General features: G+C 59.9%; 17 protein-coding genes. 6 read left to right on the top strand and 11 right to left on the bottom strand.

The genetic code is table 11. From position 1 onward, the window contains the following. Positions 1 to 730: 730 nt before the first annotated feature. Together BFP92_RS30900 and BFP92_RS29310 are read right to left on the bottom strand one after the other, a co-directional pair. On the bottom strand, positions 731 to 997 hold the full coding sequence (locus tag BFP92_RS30900) for an acyl-CoA-binding protein (RefSeq protein ID WP_074854482.1): 267 nt from the start codon (positions 995 to 997) through the stop codon (positions 731 to 733). 152 nt (positions 998 to 1,149) lie between these two features. Beyond that, positions 1,150 to 2,088: a LysR family transcriptional regulator gene (locus BFP92_RS29310; protein ID WP_065932164.1), complete on the bottom strand. Its 939-nt coding sequence runs from the start codon at positions 2,086 to 2,088 to the stop codon at positions 1,150 to 1,152. A gap of 109 nt (positions 2,089 to 2,197) precedes the next feature. Here BFP92_RS29310 and BFP92_RS29305 point away from each other — a divergent pair, with 109 nt between their 5' ends. From BFP92_RS29305 to BFP92_RS29295, 3 genes are all read left to right on the top strand, one after another. Continuing rightward, positions 2,198 to 3,697: a CoA-acylating methylmalonate-semialdehyde dehydrogenase gene (locus BFP92_RS29305; RefSeq protein ID WP_056861841.1), complete on the top strand. Its 1,500-nt coding sequence runs from the start codon at positions 2,198 to 2,200 to the stop codon at positions 3,695 to 3,697. Positions 3,698 to 4,004: 307 nt separating this feature from the next. Beyond that, a complete protein-coding gene (locus tag BFP92_RS29300) occupies positions 4,005 to 4,943 on the top strand; it encodes a pectate lyase family protein (protein WP_065932163.1) in 939 nt (312 codons plus the stop codon). A 251-nt stretch (positions 4,944 to 5,194) separates the two neighbouring features. Continuing rightward, on the top strand, positions 5,195 to 6,442 hold the full coding sequence (locus BFP92_RS29295) for a glycoside hydrolase family 68 protein (RefSeq protein WP_065932162.1): 1,248 nt from the start codon (positions 5,195 to 5,197) through the stop codon (positions 6,440 to 6,442). 53 nt (positions 6,443 to 6,495) lie between these two features. On the opposite strand, the gene BFP92_RS29290 is transcribed toward BFP92_RS29295, so the two are convergent. The 4 genes from BFP92_RS29290 to xylA all read right to left on the bottom strand — a co-directional run bounded on the left by BFP92_RS29290 (position 6,496) and on the right by xylA (position 11,602). Then, the gene (locus BFP92_RS29290) at positions 6,496 to 7,632 is read right to left on the bottom strand and encodes a sugar ABC transporter permease (RefSeq protein WP_065932161.1); all 1,137 of its coding nucleotides are present in this window, start codon (positions 7,630 to 7,632) and stop codon (positions 6,496 to 6,498) included. Continuing rightward, the gene (gene xylG / locus BFP92_RS29285; RefSeq protein ID WP_065932199.1) at positions 7,633 to 9,177 is read right to left on the bottom strand and encodes a D-xylose ABC transporter ATP-binding protein; all 1,545 of its coding nucleotides are present in this window, start codon (positions 9,175 to 9,177) and stop codon (positions 7,633 to 7,635) included. It lies immediately after the preceding gene. Positions 9,178 to 9,182: 5 nt separating this feature from the next. Then, positions 9,183 to 10,184: a D-xylose ABC transporter substrate-binding protein gene (xylF, locus tag BFP92_RS29280; RefSeq protein ID WP_065932160.1), complete on the bottom strand. Its 1,002-nt coding sequence runs from the start codon at positions 10,182 to 10,184 to the stop codon at positions 9,183 to 9,185. A 101-nt stretch (positions 10,185 to 10,285) separates the two neighbouring features. Continuing rightward, a complete protein-coding gene (gene xylA, locus BFP92_RS29275) occupies positions 10,286 to 11,602 on the bottom strand; it encodes a xylose isomerase (RefSeq protein WP_065932159.1) in 1,317 nt (438 codons plus the stop codon). Between the two features lie 139 nt (positions 11,603 to 11,741). Between xylA and BFP92_RS29270 the strand changes: the two genes are divergently transcribed. Continuing rightward, a complete protein-coding gene (locus tag BFP92_RS29270; protein ID WP_065932158.1) occupies positions 11,742 to 12,923 on the top strand; it encodes a XylR family transcriptional regulator in 1,182 nt (393 codons plus the stop codon). A 153-nt stretch (positions 12,924 to 13,076) separates the two neighbouring features. Here the strand turns inward: BFP92_RS29270 and BFP92_RS29265 are convergent, their stop codons facing one another. From BFP92_RS29265 to BFP92_RS29250, 4 genes are all read right to left on the bottom strand, one after another. After that, positions 13,077 to 14,342, bottom strand: coding sequence for a carbohydrate porin (locus tag BFP92_RS29265; protein ID WP_065932157.1), 1,266 nt, complete (start codon positions 14,340 to 14,342; stop codon positions 13,077 to 13,079). Between the two features lie 69 nt (positions 14,343 to 14,411). Next, a complete protein-coding gene (locus BFP92_RS29260) occupies positions 14,412 to 16,820 on the bottom strand; it encodes a glucose/quinate/shikimate family membrane-bound PQQ-dependent dehydrogenase (RefSeq protein WP_065932156.1) in 2,409 nt (802 codons plus the stop codon). A gap of 285 nt (positions 16,821 to 17,105) precedes the next feature. Continuing rightward, positions 17,106 to 18,005 (bottom strand): proline iminopeptidase-family hydrolase, encoded by a 900-nt coding sequence (locus BFP92_RS29255; RefSeq protein WP_065932155.1) that lies wholly within the window; start codon positions 18,003 to 18,005, stop codon positions 17,106 to 17,108. A gap of 101 nt (positions 18,006 to 18,106) precedes the next feature. Further along, positions 18,107 to 18,982 carry a bestrophin family protein gene (locus tag BFP92_RS29250; protein ID WP_017136525.1) on the bottom strand — a complete coding sequence of 292 codons (876 nt, stop codon included), beginning with the start codon at positions 18,980 to 18,982 and terminating at the stop codon, positions 18,107 to 18,109. Between the two features lie 323 nt (positions 18,983 to 19,305). Here BFP92_RS29250 and BFP92_RS29245 point away from each other — a divergent pair, with 323 nt between their 5' ends. Beyond that, the gene (locus BFP92_RS29245) at positions 19,306 to 20,196 is read left to right on the top strand and encodes a hypothetical protein (protein ID WP_065932154.1); all 891 of its coding nucleotides are present in this window, start codon (positions 19,306 to 19,308) and stop codon (positions 20,194 to 20,196) included. Further along, positions 20,186 to 21,226, top strand: coding sequence for a GGDEF domain-containing protein (locus BFP92_RS29240; RefSeq protein WP_065932153.1), 1,041 nt, complete (start codon positions 20,186 to 20,188; stop codon positions 21,224 to 21,226). Before BFP92_RS29245 ends, BFP92_RS29240 begins: the two co-directional genes overlap by 11 nt. Positions 21,227 to 21,279: 53 nt before the next feature. Here the strand turns inward: BFP92_RS29240 and BFP92_RS29235 are convergent, their stop codons facing one another. Then, positions 21,280 to 22,002 (bottom strand): FadR/GntR family transcriptional regulator, encoded by a 723-nt coding sequence (locus BFP92_RS29235; RefSeq protein ID WP_065932152.1) that lies wholly within the window; start codon positions 22,000 to 22,002, stop codon positions 21,280 to 21,282. Between the last annotated feature and the right edge of the window lie 7 nt (positions 22,003 to 22,009).

Here is a 22,009-nt window from a genome sequence, read left to right as displayed (position 1 = left end):
CGATCACGCTGTGAACGCCTGGGGTGGGCAGGTAATGGTCGAGGGCGCGGTTGAAGGCGGCGCGGTCTTTGGCGCAATTGCGGGGTGGGTCGGGGACGACTTTTTTCATGGTGTAACTCCTATTGAACCAGAGAGCTATCACCCGCGCTGCTAAACGAGGGTGGTCGCTGTACGCGGGTTAGCAGACCGGTCAATAGGAAAACCAGCGCACCCGAAGATGCCCCACGCACAGCCACCATAAATGCAGCGGTGAACCGTATACCTATTGAAGTCAGGCTGCTAAACCCGATCACTGATGAGCAGTGACGGATCGCAGACTAGCCATCGATTCCAACAGGCACAAGGCGGCAGGGATTGTCTAGGAAACGTCCTGCAATTAAAAGGGACACGCCTTGCTGGCCCTTTACAAACCATGTCGAAAGGCCACTGACTGATCAGCCACATGGAGCAGCAGCCACAGATCTAATGTGGGAGCTGGCTTGCCTGCGATAACGGTATATCTGCACCCGATTTTCTAACTGATACACCGCCATCGCAGCGATGCGGCGACCCGACAAGCCAGCTCCCACATTTTTGACCGTGTTTAAGCCATTGCTTTTGCGGGTTTCAGGCACTCGATAGAGCGATCCACCGTGGTGCGGGCCAGCTCCAGCAAATGCTACACCCCCAGGATCTTCGCGCGTTCGGGGCTGGCGAGCATTTCACTGCAATTGAGTGTGGTGGCCGACCCTTATGAGGTGCTCTCTCGGTTGATCAGGCTATTCGCTAATTCGATATACTTTTCTTGGGCCTCATGTTGTGGCGTACCTTTTAGTTTGTTCCAAGCATCCCATTTAGCTTTTCCTGCAGAATCAGTGAAGCCAGGCCTTGCAGAGTTATTGTCACCCTGTGTGGATTGTTTGTATAACCCATACAGTTCAACAAGTTCATCATCGGCTGGTCGTTTTAATAACCGTGTGACCGCTTCCACTGCTGAGTCGAAATCTGCACTGCTCATGGTGCCTCCAAGGTATTTAACCGGGTTAGGTGTGCGCTTCAAATAGTAAGTGGCAGGCGTAGACGATACGCCTGGTATAAATGACAGTTATCAATACCTGTTGGCTATAAGCGCCACGCTTAATGGCGCTGATTTATTCGCGCAACCTCGCCTCATCCCACAAACCGAAACCCATCCGACAGTTTCTCCTTCAGATACCCCACCAACGCACTCACCGACTTCGGCACATGGGGTGAATACGGGCGGATCAAGTAGATCTCATCGGCAAATGCGCCCTTGAGTGTCCAGCCCTTGAGCACGTGTACCAACTTGCCGCTGGCCAGGGCCGCCTGGGCGCTGAAATCCGGGAGCAGGGCGATGCCCAGGTGGTTGAGCGCCGAGTCGCGCAGGGCTTCGCTGTTGTTGGTGGAAAAGCTACCGGCGATGGGCACGGTGGTGCGTTCGACTTTTTTGCCGCCGCGCTCAAATGTCCAGGCCGGCTGGTCGGCGCCGCGTGGGTAGTAGAGGCAGTTGTGGGCGCTGAGGTCGCTGGGTTCGCGCGGTTCGCCGTGGCGTTGCAGGTAGTCCTGGGTGGCGACCAGCACCGAGCCGGTGTCGCACAACTTCCACGCCACATGGGTCTCCGGCACCTGGAAGCCATGGCGCACCGCCAGGTCATAACCTTCGGCTGCCAGTGAACTCAGGGCATCCGACACGTCCAGCTGTACGCGCACTTGCGGGTAAAGCTGTAAAAACTCCGACAGATGCGGCACCAATTGCTGCCGCGCAAACGCCACCGGCGCGGTGAGGCGCACCAGCCCGCGAATCTCCCCGGCCGAGTCGCGCACCGACGAGAAGCTGCGGGCGATATGCTCGTAAGCACTGCGCACTTCGCGGGTCAACGACAGCCCCGCATCAGTGAGCCGCACACTGCGCGTGGTGCGGGTGACCAGGCGGGTGCCGGTGGCCTTTTCCAGGTCCGAGATGCGCTGGCTGACCGCCGACTTGCTCACCCCCAGGCGCGCTGCGGCGGCGGTGTAGGTGCCTTGTTCTTCGAGCACCGACAACCAGTGAATATGGGTCCACAGCCCTTCGATCTCGGATTTTTCCATGGTGCTATTGTTCGCTCACAAGGACAATAAGTTCAGGATTCTGCTCTGGTTTGGAACAAACTGAAAGCCTATCGTGTGCCTCAACGCTACCCACCAGGGATCACCTGCCATGACCAGCACGATTGAGCACTACATCAACGACCAACGCGTGAGCCGCGATGATCGCTATCAAGACGTCTACAACCCAGCCACCGGCGAAATCACCGGTCGGGTCGCCCTGGCCAGCCGCCAGACCGTCGGTGAAGCCGTCGCCGCTGCCCAGGCCGCGTTCGCCGGTTGGGCCGACACACCGCCGATCCGTCGCGCTCGCGTGTTGTTCGAGTACCTGCACCTGCTGCGTGAACGCAAGGACGACCTGGCGCGCATCATCGTCGCCGAGCATGGCAAAGTCTTCACCGATGCCCAGGGCGAAGTCGACCGTGGCATCGATATTCTGGAATTTGCCTGCGGCATTCCCAACCTGCTCAAGGGCGAGCATTCCGACCAGGTGTCCCGTGGCATGGACAACTGGACGATGCGCCAGCCCTTGGGGGTTGTAGCGGGCGTTACGCCGTTCAACTTCCCGGTGATGGTACCGATGTGGATGTACCCGATCGCCATCGCGGCGGGCAACACCTTTATCCTCAAGCCCAGCCCGACCGACCCGAGCGCCTCGCTGTTCATGGCCGAGCTGCTGCGTGAAGCCGGCCTGCCCAAAGGCGTGTTCAACGTGGTGCAGGGCGACAAGGAATCGGTGGATGCCCTGCTCGAACACCCGGACGTCAAGGCCATGAGCTTCGTCGGCTCCACGCCGATTGCGCAGTACATCTACGAAACCGGCGCACGCAACGGCAAGCGCGTACAAGGCCTGGGCGGCGCGAAAAACCACATGGTGGTGATGCCCGACGCCGATATCGAAAAAACCGTGGATGCGCTGATGGGCGCCGCCTACGGCAGTGCCGGCGAGCGCTGCATGGCGATCTCCGTGGCCGTGCTGGTAGGCGATGTGGGTGACAAAGTCATCGCTTCGTTGACCGAGCGCGCCAAGCACCTGCGCATCACCGACGGCCGCGATCTGAAGGCTGAAATGGGCCCGATCGTGTCGCGTGCTGCGCTGGAACGCATCAGCGGCTACATCGAACAAGGCGTGCAAGCCGGCGCGCAATTGCTACTCGACGGGCGTGATTACGTGCCAACCGAGGCCGGCTTGGAAAACGGCTTCTGGCTCGGCGCGACCCTGTTCGACCACGTGACAAAAGATATGAGCATCTACCGCGAAGAAATCTTCGGCCCGGTGCTGGCCTGCGTGCGCGTGAATGACTTTGCCGAGGCAATCAAGCTGGTCAACGACCACGAGTTCGGCAACGGCGTCAGCTGCTTTACCCGCGACGGCAACATCGCCCGCGAATTCGCCCGGCGCATCGAAGTGGGCATGGTCGGCATCAACGTGCCGATTCCGGTGCCGATGGCCTGGCACGGCTTTGGTGGCTGGAAGAAGAGCCTGTTTGGCGACATGCATGCCTACGGCACGGAAGGTGTGCGTTTTTACACCAAGCAGAAGTCGATCATGCAGCGCTGGTCGGAGAGCATCGAGCAGGGCGCGGAGTTTGCGATGCCGGTGTCCAAGTAACTTAAATACACCGCAGGTCAATGGTGGGAGCTGGCTTGCCAGCTCCCACTTTTTTTACCGCGTTTAAGCCATAGCCCTGGCGGGCTTCAGGCATTCGATGGAGCAATCCACCGTGGTCTTGGCCATTTCCAGCAGCGTGTTGACGGCGTACTCAATATCCAATACTGTATATAAACACAGTGTTTAAGCGCTGATCAGCCAACCTCGGCATTACCAGCCACGCCAAACACTGTGTGCAAGTTAACGGATTAACTTGAATGCGCGGGCTCGCACTGTCGAGCCGCTTTTTATGAAAGAGAGGGATCTCATGTCGTATCCAGAAAGCAAGCTCACCGGCTTGACCGGTTTCGCCCTTGCGGCAAAAGTCACCGGTGGCTGGGCGGGCCAGGTGGTCAGTATCACCACGCTGGACCAACTCAAAGCCAATATTGGCGACACCACCCCGCGGGTGCTGGTGATCAACAGCAATATCTCGGCGGCAAGCCTGACCAAGGTGAACATGGGGGCTAACAAGACCCTGATCGGCTCCTTCCAGAACCGCACGCTGGAGAACATCCACCTGCGTGCCACGGCGCAGTCGCAGAATATTATTCTGCAAAACATTATCTTCAAGCATTCGGCAAGTATTAAGGCCAATGACGATATCCAGGTGTACCTGAACTATGGCAGTCAATACTGGATCGACCATTGCTCTTTTGTCGGCCACAACTGGTCTACCACGGACGGCAGTGAAGATAAACTGGTGTATATCGGTGAAAAGGCCGACTACGCGACCATCAGCAACTGCTTTTTCGGCAACCACAAATACGGTTTGATCTTCGGCCACCCGGCCGATGACAACAAATCGGAGTTTAATGGCTACCCGCGTCTTACCTTGTGCCATAACCGCTTTGACAACATGGAAGTGCGCGCGCCGGGTTTGATGCGCTACGGTTATTTCCACGTGTATAACAACTACGTGAATAACTTCCATCTGGGTTTTACCCTGGCACAGAACGCCAATATCCTTTCTGAAAGCAATTACTTCGGCGAGGGCAGCCAGAATAACGGCATGTTGGACGATAAAGGCACTGGCACGTTCACCGACACCAACAGTGTGCCCGCCATCACCCGCCAGAAGTCGCCCAATGCCAAGTGGACAGCGCGTTCCAACTATAACTACACATTGAAAACTGCCGCTCAGGCCAGGGAATTCACGCAAAAGAACGCGGGTGCTCAGGCAGTGGCGCTGGTGTTCGGTAGTTGAGTAGCTAGCTTTCTATTGATCAGGTTATTCATGCGCAGTGCCACTGTTTTTATATCAAGGATATCAATACAGTGATGGCACTTGTGGCTTAAATAATTCTTCATGTTGTGATCGATAGGTTGCATGTTAAACCTTGTTTCGCACTTATAGGGCTAATAATGGCTCGCTCTTTTCAGTCGGCATCAAGTTGCTGGCTGTGAGTGTTATTTAATCTTCGCTTGTCACTAAAGCGTCAGTAAAAGGACATCATCATGAAACATGCGAATCACACACCCACTCGTTGGACTCGGGCCGATGCGCTTAAAGTTAATGAAAATGACCCGACGACCACACAGCCGTTAGTGAGTCCTGACTTTCCTGTCATGAGTGACACCGTGTTTATTTGGGACACCATGCCATTGCGTGAACTGGATGGCACGGTGGTATCGGTCGATGGTTGGTCGGTTATCTTCACCTTGACTGCAGACCGTCGCCCGCATGATCCGCAATTTATCAACGCCGATGGCCGTTACGACATCAAGCGTGATTGGGAAGACCGCCACGGCCATGCGCGTATTTGCTACTGGTACTCACGCACCGGCAAGGACTGGGTCTTCGGCGGCCGCGTGATGGCCGAAGGGGTTTCGCCGACCACTCGTGAATGGGCAGGCACGCCGATCCTGATCAACAACCACGGCGATATCGACCTGTATTACACCTGCGTAACCCCGGGGGCCACCATTGCCAAGGTCAGGGGCCGGGTGGTCACCTCCGACAGCGGCGTTACCCTTGAGGGCTTTACTGAAGTCAAACCGCTGTTCGATGCCGACGGCACGTATTACCAGACCGAAGCGCAGAACGCGACGTGGAACTTTCGCGACCCCAGCCCGTTTATCGACCCCAACGACGGCAAGTTGTACATGGTGTTTGAAGGCAATGTCGCGGGTGAACGCGGCACTCACGCGGTGGGCCCGGATGAACTCGGTCTGGTGCCGCCAGGGCATGAAGATGTCGGCGGTGCGCGGTATCAGGTCGGTTGCATTGGCATCGCCGTGGCCAAGGACCTCAGCGGTGAAGAATGGGAAATCCTGCCGCCACTGGTGACGGCGGTTGGCGTGAACGATCAAACCGAACGCCCGCATTACGTGTTCCAGGACAACCAGTACTACCTGTTTACCATCAGTCACAAGTTCACCTACGCGGACGGCGTGACGGGGCCGGATGGTGTCTACGGTTTTGTGAGCGAGCAGCTGTTTGGCCCCTATACGCCGATGAATGGCTCGGGGTTGGTACTTGGCAACCCACCGTCGCAGCCGTTCCAGACGTATTCCCATTGCGTGATGCCCAATGGCCTGGTGACGTCGTTTATCGACAGCGTGCCCACCACCGGCGACGACTATCGCATCGGCGGCACCGAGGCGCCCACGGTGAGGATTGTATTGAAGGGTGACCGCTCGTTTGTGCAGGAGGCCTACGACTACGGTTACATCCCGCCAATGCGTGATGTTGTGCTGAGTTAATCGACCTACCAATAAGAAGCCACTCATTCGAGTGGCTTTTTTATGGCTGTGAGTCAGCGCCGCCCGGCCCGGGTACTCACATCCACCCACACCGCCAACACCAGAATGCTGCCCTTCACAATCATCTGCCAGTAACTGTCCACGTCCAGCATCGACATGCCGTTATCCAGGCTGGTAATCACCAGCGCCCCGAGTAATGCGCCATACACCGTGCCTGAGCCGCCGCGCATGGAGGTGCCGCCGATAAAACACGCGGCAATCGCATCCAGTTCGCCCATATTGCCCGCCGACGGTGAGCCGGCAGCCAGGCGTGCGGTGTTGACCAGGCCGGCGAGGGCGCACATCACGCCCATGATGCCGAAGATCCACAGTTTTACCGCCTGCACGTTAATGCCCGACAGGCGTGTGGCTTCCATATTGCTGCCCACCGCGTACACGCGACGGCCGAACACGGTCTGGCTGGTGACGTAGCTGAACACGCCGAGCAGCACCAGCAACAGCAGCACCGGCACGGGGATGCCGTCGTAGCTGTTGAGAGTGGTGACGAACCCGGCCAGCACTGCGCCGATCACAGCCACGCGCAACAGGTCACGCACCAACGAATGCGCCGCCAGGCCATGCAGGGCGCGGTTGCGCCGTTGCTTCCAGGTCAGGAACAGGGTCAAGGCAAACAGCAACACGCCCAGCCCTACGCCGACGGCATGCGGCAAATACCCCTGGCCCACATACACCAGCGACGGCGACACCGGCGCAATGGTGGTGCCGCCGGTAATCCCCAGCAGAATCCCGCGAAACGCCAACATGCCGCCCAGGCCGACAATGAACGAGGGGATGCGCAGGTAGGCGGTCATGTAGCCGTTGGCCAGGCCGATCATCAAGCCGCACAGCGCCACCAGGCTCAGGTTGGCGAGCAGCGGAATGTGGTAGACCACGTCCAGAATCGCCGCCAGCCCGCCCAATAACCCCAGCAGTGAACCCACCGACAAATCGATCTCGCCGCTGATGATCACCAGCACCATGCCGCACGCCAGGATCCCGGTGATCGACATCTGCCGCAGCAGGTTGGACAGGTTGCGCGGCGTGAGAAAGCCGCCCTCGGTCTGCCAGCTGAAAAACACCCAGATGATCCCCACCGCAATCACCAGGGCGAGCATTTTGTAGCGGGTAAAAAGCAGTTTGACCTGATTCATCTACGCGGTTTTCCGGTGGTTATTGTTATGGCTGAGCGCGGCGGCGAGCACCTGTTCCTGGGTGAGCCCTTCATTGATGAAATCGCCGCGCAACTGGCCGTCGCCAATCACCAGCACGCGGTTGGAAACCCCCAGCACTTCGGCCAGTTCCGAAGAGACCATGATGATCGACACGCCTTCGGCGGCCAGCGCGCCCATCAGTTTGTAGATCTCGTACTTGGCGCCCACATCCACGCCGCGCGTGGGCTCGTCGAGGATCAGCACGCGGGGCTTGGCCATGAGCATTTTCGCCAGCACGGCCTTTTGCTGGTTGCCGCCGGACAGGCTGGTGATCGGCAAAAACGGGCTGGCGGTTTTGAGGTGCAGGCGCGCGATTTGCTGGTCGATGCTGCCCAGTTCGGCTTCGGCGTCGATGCGGGTCATATGGGCGTAGCGGTCGAGCACCGCCAGGGTGATGTTCTGGCCCACGCCGAAGTCGGGGATGATGCCCTGGCGCTTGCGGTCTTCGGGCACCATGCACAACCCGGCGCGGATCGATTTGAGCGGCGTGCGCGTGTCGATCAGTTGCCCGTCCAGCCACACCTCGGCGCTGTAGCGGCCGGGGTAGGCGCCGAACAACGCCGACACCAGTTCCGTGCGCCCGGCACCCACCAGCCCGGCAATGCCGAGGATTTCCCCGCGCTTGAGCACGAAAGAAACATCGTCCACGCGTTTGCGTTTGGGGTTGTCGACGTCATAGCAGGTGACGTTGCGTGCCTCGAAAATCACCTCGCCGACGGCATGGGGCTCGGTGGGGTAAAGGTTGCTCATCTCGCGGCCGACCATCTGCGTGATGATCTGCGCGATATCCATGTCGGCCATGGCCGTGGTCGCGATGTGCTTGCCATCGCGAATCACTGCGATGGTGTCGCACACGGCCGCCACCTCATCGAGCTTGTGGGAGATGTACACGCAGGCCACGCCCTTGGCCTTGAGGCCTCGGATAATGTCGAGCAGCACTTCGATTTCCGAACGGGTCAGGGCCGAGGAGGGCTCGTCGAGGATCAACAGGCGCGCCTGTTTGTTCAGCGCCTTGGCGATTTCCACCAGTTGCTGGTAACCGCCGCCGTATTGCGACACCGGCAGCGCCACATTCATGTCCGGCACCTTGAGTTCGCGCATCAGCGCTTCGGCGCGCTGCAGCATGGCCGGGTAGTTCATGCGCCCGCCGGGCAAGGTCAGTTCGTGGCCCATGAAGATGTTTTCGGCCACCGACAAGTCCGGCACCAGGGTCAGCTCCTGGTGAATAATGACGATGCCGGCGGCCTCGGTTTCGCTGATGGAATGGGCTTTAAGCGGCTGCCCGTCCCAGAGGATTTCGCCCTCCCAGGTGCCATACGGGTAGACCGCCGACAGCACCTTCATCAAGGTGGATTTACCGGCACCGTTTTCACCGCACAGGCCGACACATTCCCCCGGCCGTACCTTGATATCGATGCCGTTCAGGGCGTTGACACCGCCAAACGTTTTGACGATGCCGTTCATTTGCAGCAAGTAGTCGGCCATGGCGTTCACTGCCCGGCAATCTGCTCTTTGGTATAGAAACCGTCCTTCTCCAACAGGTCGATATTGGCCTTGGTCAGTGGGGTCGGCGTGAGCAGGATGGTGTCGACTTTTTTGCTGCCATTGTCGTATTGCGAGCTGTAGGTGGGTTTTTCATTCCGCGCCAGCTGCACCGAGAGTTTCGCGGCTTCGGTGGCGATCAGCTTGAGCGGCTTGTACACGGTCATGGTCTGGGTGCCGTCGATCACGCGCTTGACGGCGGCGAGGTCGGCGTCCTGGCCGGAGATTGGCACCTTGCCCGCGAGCTTCTGCGCGGCCAGGGCCTGGATCGCGCCGCCGGCGGTGGCGTCGTTGGAGGCCACAATGGCGTCAATCTTGTTGTCGTTTCGGGTCAGGGCGTTTTCAACGATGCTCAGGGCCTCGGTGGGGTTCCATTCCTTGACCCACTGTTGGCCGACAATCTTGATATCGCCCTTGTCGATGGCCGGTTGCAGCACCTTCATCTGGCCTTCGCGAAGTACCTTGGCGTTGTTGTCGGTGGGGGCGCCGCCGAGCAAAAAGTAGTTGCCCTTGGGCGCCGCTTGCAGCACGCCGTTGGCCTGCATCTCGCCGACTTTTTCGTTATCGAAGGAGATGTAGGCGTCAATGTCGGCGTTGAGGATCAGGCGGTCATAGGACACCACTTTGATCCCGGCCTTCTTGGCCTCGGCGACGGCGTTGGTCAGCACGGTGGCGTTGAACGGCACGATGACGATCACGTCAACGCCGCGAGAGATGAGGTTTTCGATCTGGGAGATTTGCTTCTGCTCGTTGGCATCGGCCGACTGCACAAATACCTTGGCATCGAGCTTTTCGGCGGCGGCGACGAAGTAGTCGCGGTCGCGGGACCAGCGCTCCAGGCGCAGGTCGTCAATGGAAAAGCCGATTTTCGGGTGGGCGGAGTCGGCCATCACCGGCAGGGCGAGCAGGGTCAGGGCAGAGGCAAGCAGGGTGCGTTTGAATGCTTTCATGGTGGTGCGTCCTTTTATTGTTGTTGGAAAGACACAGCGTGATGCGGGTAGAACTGTAGAGCGTCTCTCGACGCCCCGGGCACAGATTTGTCGTGCAAATGTCACCGATAGATAAACCGATTGACCACGCCTTCGAGCATCTCCTGGCGACCACTCACCGCCTGCGGGTTCAGGGCTTGGGCAAAGGCATGTTCAGCCAGTGACTCCAGGCTGAACTCACCGGCCAGCACCGCCTGGCCCAGGGGTTGCTGCCAGCCGGCATAACGCTGGTCCTTGAACTGCTGCAAGCGGTCGTTCTGCACCATCGCCGCTGCGCGTTCCAGGGACAGGGCCAGCACATCCATGGCCGCGACATGCCCGTGGAACAGGTCAACCTCATCCAGGCTCTGGCGACGCACCTTGGAATCAAAATTGTAGCCGCCGTTCTTGAAACCCCCGGCCTTGAGGATTTCATAGGTGGCCAGGGTCATTTCCTCGACACTGTTGGGGAACTGGTCGGTGTCCCAGCCGTTCTGCGGGTCGCCACGGTTGGCGTCGATGCTGCCGAAAATTCCGAGGGACACGGCGGTGGCAATTTCATGGTGAAAACTGTGCCCGGCCAGGGTCGCGTGGTTGGCCTCGATGTTCACTTTTATCTCGTGTTCCAGGCCGAACTCATGCAGGAAACCGAACACCGTGGCGCTGTCGTAATCGTACTGGTGCTTGGTCGGCTCCTGGGGCTTGGGTTCGATCAGCAAATCACCTTTAAAACCGATCTTGTACTTGTGCTCCACCACCATGCGCATAAAGCGCCCGAGCTGTTCGCGCTCGCGCTTGAGGTCGGTGTTGAGCAGGGTCTCGTAGCCTTCGCGACCGCCCCACAGCACATAGTTGGCGCCCTTGAGGCGTTGGGTGGCGTTCATCGCGCTGAACACTTGGGCGGCCGCGTAGGCGAACACCTCCGGGTCCGGGTTGCTGGCGGCGCCGGCGGCAAAACGCGGGTGGCTGAAGCAGTTGGCGGTGCCCCACAGCAACTGAATGCCGGTCTGTTCCTGATGGCGCTCAAGGTGGTCGACCATCTGGGCAAAGTGGTTGCGGTATTCCTTGAGCGAGCTGCCTTCGGGCGCCACATCGGTGTCGTGAAAGCTGTAGTAATCAATGCCCAGTTTGGAGAAAAACTCGAACGCCGCTTCAGCCTTGCCGATGGCCACGTCCATCGGCTCACCGCTGCGCTGCCACGGGCGCTTGAAGGTGCCCATGCCGAACATGTCCGCCCCCGGCCACACAAAGGTGTGCCAGTAGCAGGCGGCCATGCGCAGGTGTTCACGCATGGGCTTGCCGAGGATCAGTTTGTTGGCATCGTAATGGCGAAAGGCGAGGGGGGCGTCGCTGCTGGGGCCTTCGAAGCGAACCTTCTCGACACCTGGGAAGTACGGCATGGCGTTTTCCTTATTGTTCTTGGCGGTGCCCCGATACTAGCAACGGCATTGGGACTGCCGATTATGAAAATCACCAAGACGTAGTGCGATTTTGACCAGCCGGGGCTAGTCTGTAGGGACCGGCCCCAGGATAAAAACAATGAAAACCCTACCGCCCGTGCACCGCATTGCCCTGTTGTTCAATGGCAGCAAAATCTACGATCGCGGCATCATCACTGGCATCGGCAATTACCTGAGCAGCACGCGTGTGTCCTGGGACTTGTTCCTGGAGGAAGACTTTTTGTGCCGCTTGAGAGGCATCGAACGCTGGCAGGGCGACGGCATCATTGCCGACTTCGATGACCCGCTTATCGGTGAGGCGCTGGCCGATATTCATTTGCCGGTGGTGGCGGTGGGCGGTTCCTATCAGGATGCACGTGCCTACCCCAACGGCATTCCCTATGTGGCCACCGATAACCATGCGCTGATCAAGTTGGCGTACGAACACTTGATCGAGGCTGGCCTGACCCGCTTTGCCTGTTTCAGCCTGCCCGAAGCCCAGGCCAACCGCTGGGCGCAGGAGCGCGAGAAAGCCTTTCGCCGCCTGATGCAACGCGATGGTTTGCAGGTTGAGATTTACCGTGGGCTGGGCACCAGTGCGCCGCTGTGGGACAGCGCGGTGGAGCAGCAGATTGCCTGGCTGCAAGCCTTGCCCAAGCCCATCGGCATCATCGCCGTCACCGACGCCCGCGCCCGGCAATTGCTGCAAGCCTGCCTGACCGCCGGCATCGCGGTGCCGGAAGAAGTGGCGTTGATCGGCATCGACAACGACCCGCTGACCCGTACCCTCACGCGCGTGCCGCTCAGCTCGGTGATCCAGGGCACCGAGACCATGGGCCGCACCGCCGCCGCGCTGTTGCACCAAATGCTGCACGGCAAACCCTGCGCGGGCACGCAGATCCTGGTGCCGCCGGATGCAATCAACGTGCAGGCCTCCAGTTTGCATCAACCCTTGGGCAACCCGTATGTGATGCAGGCACTGCTGTTTATCCGCCAGTACGCCTGCCAGGGCATCAAGACCGCGCAGGTGGCGGCGTATGTGGGTGTATCGCGCTCATCCCTGGAGTCGCACTTTCGCAAGGTGCGCGGGTGCAGCGTGCATGACGAGATTCTGCGCTTCAAACTTGCGGCAGCCGCCAAGGGCCTGGAAAACCACGGGCTGGCGATCGCCGACATTGCCCAGGAGTGCGGCTTCAAATCGGCGCAGTACCTGCACACGGTGTTTCGGCGAGAGTTTGGCTGTACGCCGCGCGAGTACCAGCATGGCGCAAGTACACCGTAGAACAACGGAGGGAGCTGGCTAAGATAGTTCCCACGTTCCACGTGGGAATGCATCCCGTGACGCTCCGCGTCACACATGCGCAGGGGGCGGGACGCGGAGCGTCCCATGAGGCATTCCCACGCGGAGCGTGGGAACGATCCTCATATCAGGCTTTTAGAAGACGGCTTTGACCTGCAACCCCAGCACCAGCGCGTTATCGATGCGCTCACCGGAGAACGCCCCCGGCTCGATGATGTATTGCACATCCGGGCGCAGCGTCAGCCACGGCGTGGCCTGATAGCCATAACTGAGTTCGATCAATTGCTCGGCGTTGTTCAGGCTGGGGGAGTCCGCACCGGCATTGAACGCCGCCAACTCTTGCACGTCACGGCTGCGTGGGTTCGGCACCGCGCGGCCATAACCCAGGGCGACGGTGTCGCGTGGGCGGCCTTCAAACGGCTTGTACAGCACCACGCCCGCGCCGTACCACTTGCTGAACGGCGAGGCGGCTTCACTGGCCGCCGAGTATTGGCCGAAAGCGTGCAGCACACGGCCTGCGGATGTGCCGGAAGCCCAGATGGCCTGGTCGATCAGCAGGTAGTGACCGCCGCGACCGTTGACGTCTTTGTTGCTGCCGATGCGCTTCACATTGGAGCTGTCGTAGTAATAGCCCAGCTTGTACTCACCCGGCAGCGTGCCCGCGTGCTTGTACACCAGCTCGATCGGCACCACGGTGCCGGTGGTGTGCTTGGGGGTAAGGCGCCAGGCACGGCTGGAGTTGCCGTTGCTGTCGGGGTCGACATTGAAGGCCGCCACGCGCAGCTGCCAGTTTGGCGAAAAGTCGTATTTCACCCGCGCACCCAGGCGTGCATTCGGGTAGTTGGTCCAACCGCTGCCGCCGGACATGTTCAGCGGGTGCCCGCAGAAACCGGCGTTCATGAAGTTGCACAGGATGCCGCTGTCGAGGCCGCCGAGGTCATTGCCCATCGCCATGTAACCGAGCTTGATGTTCAACGCGGGCGTGAACAGCGTGCGCTCGTAGCTCAGTTCGGTGAGACGGGTGTAGAGGCCGCCGTAGTTTTCCTGGATCGGCAGGCGGTTGCCCACCAGGTCTTCGGAGGCGCTGTTGCCGCGCCGGTCGTTGATGGTCAGTTGAATGCGCTCGCCGTTGGTCAAGCCGTAGAGCTTGCCGAGGTCGAACTGCACACCGAGCTTGATGTTCTGCGAGTAGCGCGCCGAGCGGTGTTGGCCGCCGTCGGCGTTGTAGGCGGTCTCGCCGCTGTAGTCGCCGGTGAAGCGGATGCCTTGCTCGTCGAGTTCACGGCGCAGGCCGCCCCAGTCGCCGGTGAGGGTGGTGTCGTCGGCTTGCACGGGCAGGGCGGCAGCAAAGGCCAGGCCCAGCACCAGGCGGCCCAAGGGCATAGGAGAAGTGAGGGTCATGCGTGGACTTCCAAACTGCATGTAGAGAAAAGCGCGCGGTGCGGGGAGCACCGCGCGAACAGAGGGGCGTTACGGCAGGGCGTAGGCGATGACGTAGTCGCCACGGTCAGTGGACTGACGCGCACCGCCGGCGGTGATGACGATGTATTGCTTGCCGGTTTTGGGCGACACATAGGTCATCGGGCCGCCCTGGCTGCCTACTGGCAGGCGGGCTTTCCAGACTTCATCGCCGTTGCCGCTGTTGAAGGCGCGCAGGTAGAAGTCCTGGGTGCCGGCGATAAAGATCAGCCCGCCCTGGGTCGACAAGGTGCCGCCCAGCGTCGGCAGGCCGACCTTGATCGGCAGGTGCATGCGGATGCCCAGCGGGCCGGTGTCCTCAACAGTGCCGACCGGCACTTGCCAGGCGATCTGTTGGGTCTTCATGTCGATGGCGGTCAGGGTGCCGAACGGCGGCGCCTGGCACGGAATGCCGGCCACCGACAGGAAGCGGTTTTTGTTCACTGCATACGGCGTGCCCTTGAGCGGCACGGCGCCCATGCCGGTGTTCAGCGCTTCGCCACCGGAGGCGGCCTGGGCCTTGTTCTGTGACGGCACCATCTGGATCCACAGGCCCAGGCGCATGTCATTGACGAAGATGAAACCGTGCACCGGGTCGGTGGAGATACTGCCCCAGTTCATGCCGCCCAAAGAGCCCGGGAAGCTCAGCGACTTGTCGGTGCCTGGCGCGGTGTACAGGCCTTCGTAGCGCATGCCCTTGAAGTCGATACGGCACAGCAATTGGTCAAATGGTGTGGCGCCCCACATGTCCGATTCGGTCAGCGTCTGCGCACCGATCTGCGGCATGCCCACCGATTTCGGCTGGGTCAGCGAGTAAGGCTCGTTGGGGATGTTGGCGGCCTTGACCGGTACTTCCTTCACGTCGGTCAGCGGCTTGCCGGTGGCGCGGTCAAGCACATAGATCTGCCCGGCCTTGGTGCCGATCACCACCGCCGGTACGGCCTTGTCGCTGCCCGGCGGGGTGAAGTCGATCAGGCTCGGCTGCATCGGCAGGTCGAAGTCCCACAGGTCATTGTGGACGGTCTGGTACACCCACTTTTCTGCGCCGGTGGAGGCGTCCAGCGCCAGCACCGAAGCGCCGTATTTGTGGTTCAGTTGGGTCCGTTCAACGCCGTAGATGTCGGTGGACGAGCTGCCCATCGGCAGGAAAACCGTGTTCATCAGCGGGTCATAAGACATCGGTGCCCAGCTGTTCGGCGTGCTGCGCACGTAGGTGCTGCCGGCTGCCGGGGCTTGCTTGTCTTCCGGGTTGCCCGGGTCGAAGGCCCAGCGCATCTGGCCGCTGATCACGTCGAAGCCGCGGATCACACCGCCGGGCATATCGGTTTGCACGTTATCCGCCACGCGGCCGCCAACCACTACGGTGGTGCCGGCGATCAAGGGGGCCGAGGACAGTTGGTAGTAGCTGTCGGGTACATTGCCCAGGCCGGCTTTGAGGTCCACCTGGCCGTGGGTACCGAAGTCTTCGCAGAACTTGCCGGTGTCGGCATCCACCGCGATCAGGCGCGCATCAATGGTGTTGGTCAGCAAGCGGCGCTGGCATTGCGCGCCGGCTGGTACGCTGGCAGCAATGATCGGCGAGCTGTTTGGCTGGGTGGGCTGGGCAATCGGCGCAGTGGCATCGAAATACGCCATGCCACGGCAACGCTGCCAGACCGCCGATTTGGCGTTGACTTCGTTCTTCCACAGCTCTTTGCCGGTGTCGGCATCCAGGGCGATCAGGTTGTTGTGCGGCGTGCAGATAAACACCTTGTTGCCGATCTGCAGGGGCGTCAGTTGGTCTTCGGCGCCGTTGCCGTCGCTGATGGCCACGTCGCCGGTGTGGTAGGTCCACGCCACTTTGAGCTTATTGACGGTGTCGCGGTTGATCTGGTCCAGCGCCGCAAAACGGCTGCCACCTTCGGTGTTGCCGTAATGCGCCCAATCTTTCTGCGCGTCGGCAGCGGCCACTGGCGTGATGCCTGGGCCTTTGCCGGTAGGCGCAACGCTTGGGTGCGCCACGAACATATTGCCCGCCGCCACCGCCACGCCGACTGCCAGCACGGCGGCAACGCCATAGGCGCCGCGCGCCGGTCGGCCGACCAGCAGCGGATACACCAGCGCCACCACTAGGCCGATCACAGCAAACATGAACAGCCGCGAGAACAACGGCCAGTACACCAGGCCCACATCCGCAATCGCCCATACGGCCGTGCCGACCAGGAACGCGGCGAACAGCCAGGCACCCGCGGGCTTGCGCCGCGCGATCAACAAGCCGGAAACGGCCATGGCCACGCCACCGACCAGGAAGTACCAGGAACCGCCCAGGCTGACCAGCTTGGCGCCGCCCACAGCCAACGCTACGCCGAGCAGGGCGATAACCACGCCCAGGCCCAGCAGGAGAAATCTAGAGGCGCCAGCGGCGCGCGATGCTCTTTTCATGTCGACAGGACTCGAAGGTGAGAGGGCAAAGACGCGATTTTAGCAATATAAGTAACCAGTTAGTACATTATGCGGCGTAATAGTCTTTTACAAATGCGGGCACAACAGCAAAACCCGGTTCGCAGGGGCATCGATGCGAACACAGATGTCCCCAGCGTCAAAAATCGAGTGGTTGAAGCAAAAGCCAGATCAAGTGCAAAGCCAAAGCCTGTCTACCTGATGCAATGCGCTCCCACATAAACCCCATTCCACATTGGCTTTAGCGTAGAGCGCCAGCCACAAAGCTCAAATTGGCGAGTGTCCCACGTGCGCCAAAAACGCCCCCACACACGCCATGCACGCCTCACGCTCCTCAACATGGGGCATATGGCTCGACTGCTCAAAAATCTGCCAGCGCACGTCGCGGATGCCATCGGCAAACGGCTGCACCGTGGCGGGTGTGGCTTCATCAAAACGGCCGGAGATCAACAACGTCGGCACCTGGATGCGTGGCAGGTGCTCGATGATGCTCCAGTGGCGCAGGCTGCCGATCACATGGAATTCGGTGGGCCCATTCATGGTGTGATACACGGTCGGGTCGTCTTCGATGGCGGCATTGGTGCGCAGCACTTCGGCGGGTTCCGGCTGGAGGCGGCAGACGTGGCGGGCGTAATACACCTGCGAGGCCGCGTGATACTCGGCGCTGTCGGTGGTGCCGGCCGCCTCATGGCGCAGCAGGGTAGCCTGCACCTCGGCCGGCAGTGCCTGACGCAGCTCATTCGCGGCGGCGCGCCACAGGTCCATGGAGGCCGGCGAATTGGCGATGATCAATGCCTTTAAACCGGCGGGCTGGCGCACCGCGTGTTCAGCACCGAGCATGCCGCCCCAGGACTGGCCCAGCAGCGCGTACTCGCTGACGTGCAAATGCTCGATCAGGTTGTTCAACTCGGCCAGGAACAGCTCCACGTTCCAGAAGTCAGCGGGTGCGTCGCGCAGATGGGTGGAGCGGCCATTACCGAGTTGGTCATAGTGCACCACCGCGCGCCCCGTATCGGCCAGGTCCTTGAAGCTGTCGACGTAGTCATGGGTGCAGCCGGGGCCGCCGTGGGCGATGATCAAGGGCAGGCGCCCGGACTTCAAGTCGCCGGTGACCCGGAACCATGTCCGGTAGCCACGGAAATCGGCATAACCTTCGTGAACCTGCATGCGGTGTACCTCCTTGGATAGATGCGCTACAGGCTAGTCAAAACCGCGCGTCAGGGGCACTGGTAAAAATGATAGGTTCTTGAATTAAAAGCACCTTGAGCTTAAGCCAGCGCATCACGCTGCATCGACTGCAGGTTCTTCTCGATGGTTTCGCAGATGGTTTCCATCTGGATCTGGTGTTCGCTGGAATGAAACGGGCTTTGCAGGTCGGTGCCGATGCGTTCGATGGCAAGCAGCATAAAGCCCACCACGGTCGAGGCCAACGGCGTGAACCAGCCCAGGGATTCCACCAGGCCCACCGGCACGATCAGGCAGAACAGCGAGATAAACAGCCGCGGGAAATACACGTAAGGGTAGGGCAGCGGCGTATTGGCGATACGCTCCATGCCGCCTTGGGCGTTGGACAGGTCCACCAGTGTCGACTCCAGCCGCGCCAGGCGAATACTGTCCAGGTGCCCGGCCTTGTATTCGCGGGCCAACAACGTCGCTGAACCGGTGAGGATGTCATTGGCAAAGTTGTTGGTGGCGCCATTGCGCGCAAACTCTTCGGCGGGGATAAACGCACGCACTTCATCCGGGCACGGCCGGCCCTTGAGGTGCGCCGCCAGGCAGTTCACATAGGCCACATGGCGGCGCAACAGGGTGGCCTTGACCGGGTTTACCTCGCCCTCGGGGTCATCCAGCAGTGTCAGCACCTGGCGGGCGAAACTGCGCGAGTTATTCACCATCGCGCCCCACAACGTGCGTGCTTCCCACCAGCGGTTATAGGCGCTGCTGTTACGAAAGCTGATCAACACCACCAGCGCCGAACCCAGCAGGGTCAGCGGCATCAGCGGCAAGTTGATCTTGGTGGTCAGGAACAACATGAAATCGACCGTGACGGCCACATCCCACAACAACAGCCAGAACAAGGCCCAACCCACATAGCCCATGGTTTTGATAATCAAGCGGTACTTTTTGATGATGGCGGCTTTCAAACGAGGACCTCACAGCGAGCGATGGGCAATAAACACCCTATCTCGGACGCCCGCAGGCGGTGAAGGTTCGCGGTCATATTTCTGACGCCATTTATTGGCGCTGCTTCACCTGCAATCTTTGCACTGCTATTTCAAGCAAGTGCAACGCTTGCGCGTTAGCAAATAGCCCAGGAAGTGCAGTTGGAACAACTTTGGTAATGATGCTGTGCCGCACGGCAATCACTGTACATTGGCCTCAAAGGCAAAGCGCCATCAAGGACCGTTTTACGACGTGATTTGTTTTGGGACCTGACTACGTGAACTTCGTAGTCTAGATCAGTGGGATGAAGTTGGTTGATCAGGGCTCTTTCATGCACGTCAGTTCGTTAAAGTTGGATATTGGTAATACTGCACAAGCGCTTGAACGTCATGAGGACTTTGAATCTTGTATTCGGGCGCATTATCAGGTGCTTCTAGGCCCTTACTCGAAACGCCCGTTTTTCTACAAAAGTGCAATGAAATACAGCCGTTTGATGGTCTCTTTTGCACTTTTCAGCGAGTACTTTTCCAAACCGACAGCCTTGCTTTGCGAGGTGAAAGCCTTCTGTGTGGCGCGCGGGTATTGCTCAAGAAACAGCCTGGAATCGATCTTCCTGCTGTTTCGGGCGCTGGGCTTCATGGAGGTCGACGCGCACCCGGAGGACAGCCGTTTCAGGGTGTATGCGCCCTCGGACGAAGCCTGTCGGGAAGTGCGGCTGATGCTGACGTCAATTACCGACTCGCTGGCGTTGATGTGCCCTGAAAAAGACCTGTTTCGCACAATGCGCGAGATGGATGACCGCCGTTTTCTGGCCCTTTACTTCAAAGGCTTCGCGCAGATCCTGGCCGACGAAATGACCGTTGATGTGTTGCTGCCCGACTGTTATTGGCTGGTGAAGAAAGATGCAGGGCATTTGTTGATGCTGGCGATTTATAACGATGCCTTTTCACCGGAAAACGAGCGCATGACCTTCAAGTCGTCATCTTATCTTGCGCTCGCCCAGCAGCTGTCGGTATCGAAAACCCATATTATTCGAATGGTCCGCGAGGGCGTCGAGAAGGGCTATTTCAAAGTGCATGCAAAAAAACAGCTGGAAGTGCTGCCGGCTTTTGTTCGCCTGGTAAGACGGTTTATGGCGTTTTCATTTGCGGTGGGCCTGCACGCGGTTGAAAGAGGGGAAAGGGATGCCTGCTAACTTGAAGTTAAGGCCACGGATGCGTCGGTTACTGTCGCCAGCGGTCACTCAGGCCGAGTTAATCGGGATTATTGCCTGGCTCGGGGTGTTGTTGATTCATCCGGATATGCAGCTGGATGTATATTTGGTGGCGATCAGCCTGTGCCTGTTGGCGGTGTGTCGACTGCACCACATGACTCCGCACTTTTACCTGTGGCGTGCGCTCGGGGTTGTATACGTGGTGCTGCTGTCCGTGGGGTTTGCCTATGTCATCAGCGCGCATGGGGAGTTGCGCCTGTTTGGCTTGCCGCTGGCGGTTATCCTGGTGATCAGCAGCGCCATCCTGTTTATCAGTGTGCAGGATTACCTGGCCTGCGCCACGTTGGTCTGGTTGATTTTATGGCCGTGCATCCAGGCGGACATTTACGGCGATGCCCAGGTCTATCTGTATATTTTTTGCGTCGCGTCGGTGGCCATCGGCTTTATTCTGAGTTTTTCCTATTTGAAGAACTTGCGCTCGGTGTTGCTGGTAGAAAGCGAGTTTCGCGAGCTGGCAGAGACGGACTACCTGACCTCCATTCTCAACCGGCGCGCCTTCATGCAGGGCTTTGACGCGCTGATCGCCAGTGGCCAGAGCGGCTATTTCATGATGTTGGATATCGACAGTTTCAAACTCAAGAATGACCGGTATGGCCACGATGTGGGCGACAGCATTCTTTGCGCCATGGCCACCTGCCTGAAAACCGCCAAGGGCAGCCACAGTTTCGGCAGGATCGGCGGCGAAGAGTTCGGTGTGCTGTTGTTGGGCGACGACCCGGCTGTCGCCAGTCAGTTCGCACGGGATTTGTTGCAGGCGATCCGACGCAGTGTAGCGGCGCCGCACAACTACACGTGCAGCGCGGGAATGGCGCGGTTTTCGGCGGGGGACGAGATGTCGGCGGTGCTTAAGGACGCTGATCGCAACCTGTATGGCGCCAAGCAAAATGGCAAGGATCGGGCCTATCTGGAGGGCAGGCCGATTAACCCGCACGGGTGTGCAGTCGCCCAATGAGTGCTCAGCGTGGCCGGTTCCTCGAACTGACCCTCTGAGCGTAGACGATCAATTTACAGCGGCGTGAGCACGTTCATCACCGTGTCCAGCGCCACCCGCGTGTCATCCAGTTGCACCAGCGAGGCGTGCCGGGCGCCGAGGGCGTCACGGTTCTGGATGGCGGTGAGGATCGCTTTGTGGCGGGGCAGGCTCAGGCCCTGGATGTCGGGGCGGCGGTTGGTGATGTTGATCGATTCGCGCAGCGGCAACGACAGCATGTTGCACATGTAGGCGAGCAAATCGTTGCGGGTCGCATCGGCGATGGCACGGTGGAAGTCCAGGTCGGCCTGCAGCAGGTCGTCGTGAGTCTTGGCGGTTTCCATGCCCAGGTAAGCGTGTTCGATGGTGGCGATGTCTTCAGCTGTGGCCGTGGTCGCCGCCATTGCGGCGATTTCCGGTTCGAGGATGCGTCGCACGCCGGCCAGGGTGTTGAAAAATTCGCTGTGGGGCGTGGACTGCATCAGCCAGGACAGCACATCCGGGTCAAGCAAATGCCATTTCACCCGTGGACGCACCACCGCGCCCACCCGTGGCTTGGAATACACCAGGCCCTTGGCACTGAGTACGCGGGTCGCCTCACGCAACACCGAGCGGCTGACCTGGTATTCCTCGCACAGCGTGGCTTCCATGGGCAGGCGTTCTTCGGGCTTGAAGCGCCCGGAAACGATGTGCATGCCCAAGTCCTGAACGATCTGGGCATGCTGGCTCTTGCGCGGCTTGGGCGGCTGGTGATCCATAACGACG

This window comes from Pseudomonas sp. 58 R 3, assembly GCF_900006605.1.
Lineage (GTDB): Bacteria > Pseudomonadota > Gammaproteobacteria > Pseudomonadales > Pseudomonadaceae > Aquipseudomonas > Aquipseudomonas salomonii.
Note: the sequence above shows the minus strand (reverse complement) of the source record. Positions and strands in the feature narration are given on the sequence as shown.

Coding starts and splice junctions, on each gene's coding strand:
- BFP92_RS30900 (WP_074854482.1), bottom strand. CDS start 997: ATGAGCAGTGCAGATTTCGACTCAGCAGTGGAAGCGGTCACACGGTTA.
- BFP92_RS29310 (WP_065932164.1), bottom strand. CDS start 2,088: ATGGAAAAATCCGAGATCGAAGGGCTGTGGACCCATATTCACTGGTTG.
- BFP92_RS29305 (WP_056861841.1), top strand. CDS start 2,198: ATGACCAGCACGATTGAGCACTACATCAACGACCAACGCGTGAGCCGC.
- BFP92_RS29300 (WP_065932163.1), top strand. CDS start 4,005: ATGTCGTATCCAGAAAGCAAGCTCACCGGCTTGACCGGTTTCGCCCTT.
- BFP92_RS29295 (WP_065932162.1), top strand. CDS start 5,195: ATGAAACATGCGAATCACACACCCACTCGTTGGACTCGGGCCGATGCG.
- BFP92_RS29290 (WP_065932161.1), bottom strand. CDS start 7,632: ATGAATCAGGTCAAACTGCTTTTTACCCGCTACAAAATGCTCGCCCTG.
- xylG (WP_065932199.1), bottom strand. CDS start 9,177: ATGGCCGACTACTTGCTGCAAATGAACGGCATCGTCAAAACGTTTGGC.
- xylF (WP_065932160.1), bottom strand. CDS start 10,184: ATGAAAGCATTCAAACGCACCCTGCTTGCCTCTGCCCTGACCCTGCTC.
- xylA (WP_065932159.1), bottom strand. CDS start 11,602: ATGCCGTACTTCCCAGGTGTCGAGAAGGTTCGCTTCGAAGGCCCCAGC.
- BFP92_RS29270 (WP_065932158.1), top strand. CDS start 11,742: ATGAAAACCCTACCGCCCGTGCACCGCATTGCCCTGTTGTTCAATGGC.
- BFP92_RS29265 (WP_065932157.1), bottom strand. CDS start 14,342: ATGACCCTCACTTCTCCTATGCCCTTGGGCCGCCTGGTGCTGGGCCTG.
- BFP92_RS29260 (WP_065932156.1), bottom strand. CDS start 16,820: ATGAAAAGAGCATCGCGCGCCGCTGGCGCCTCTAGATTTCTCCTGCTG.
- BFP92_RS29255 (WP_065932155.1), bottom strand. CDS start 18,005: ATGCAGGTTCACGAAGGTTATGCCGATTTCCGTGGCTACCGGACATGG.
- BFP92_RS29245 (WP_065932154.1), top strand. CDS start 19,306: ATGAAGTTGGTTGATCAGGGCTCTTTCATGCACGTCAGTTCGTTAAAG.
- BFP92_RS29240 (WP_065932153.1), top strand. CDS start 20,186: ATGCCTGCTAACTTGAAGTTAAGGCCACGGATGCGTCGGTTACTGTCG.
- BFP92_RS29235 (WP_065932152.1), bottom strand. CDS start 22,002: ATGGATCACCAGCCGCCCAAGCCGCGCAAGAGCCAGCATGCCCAGATC.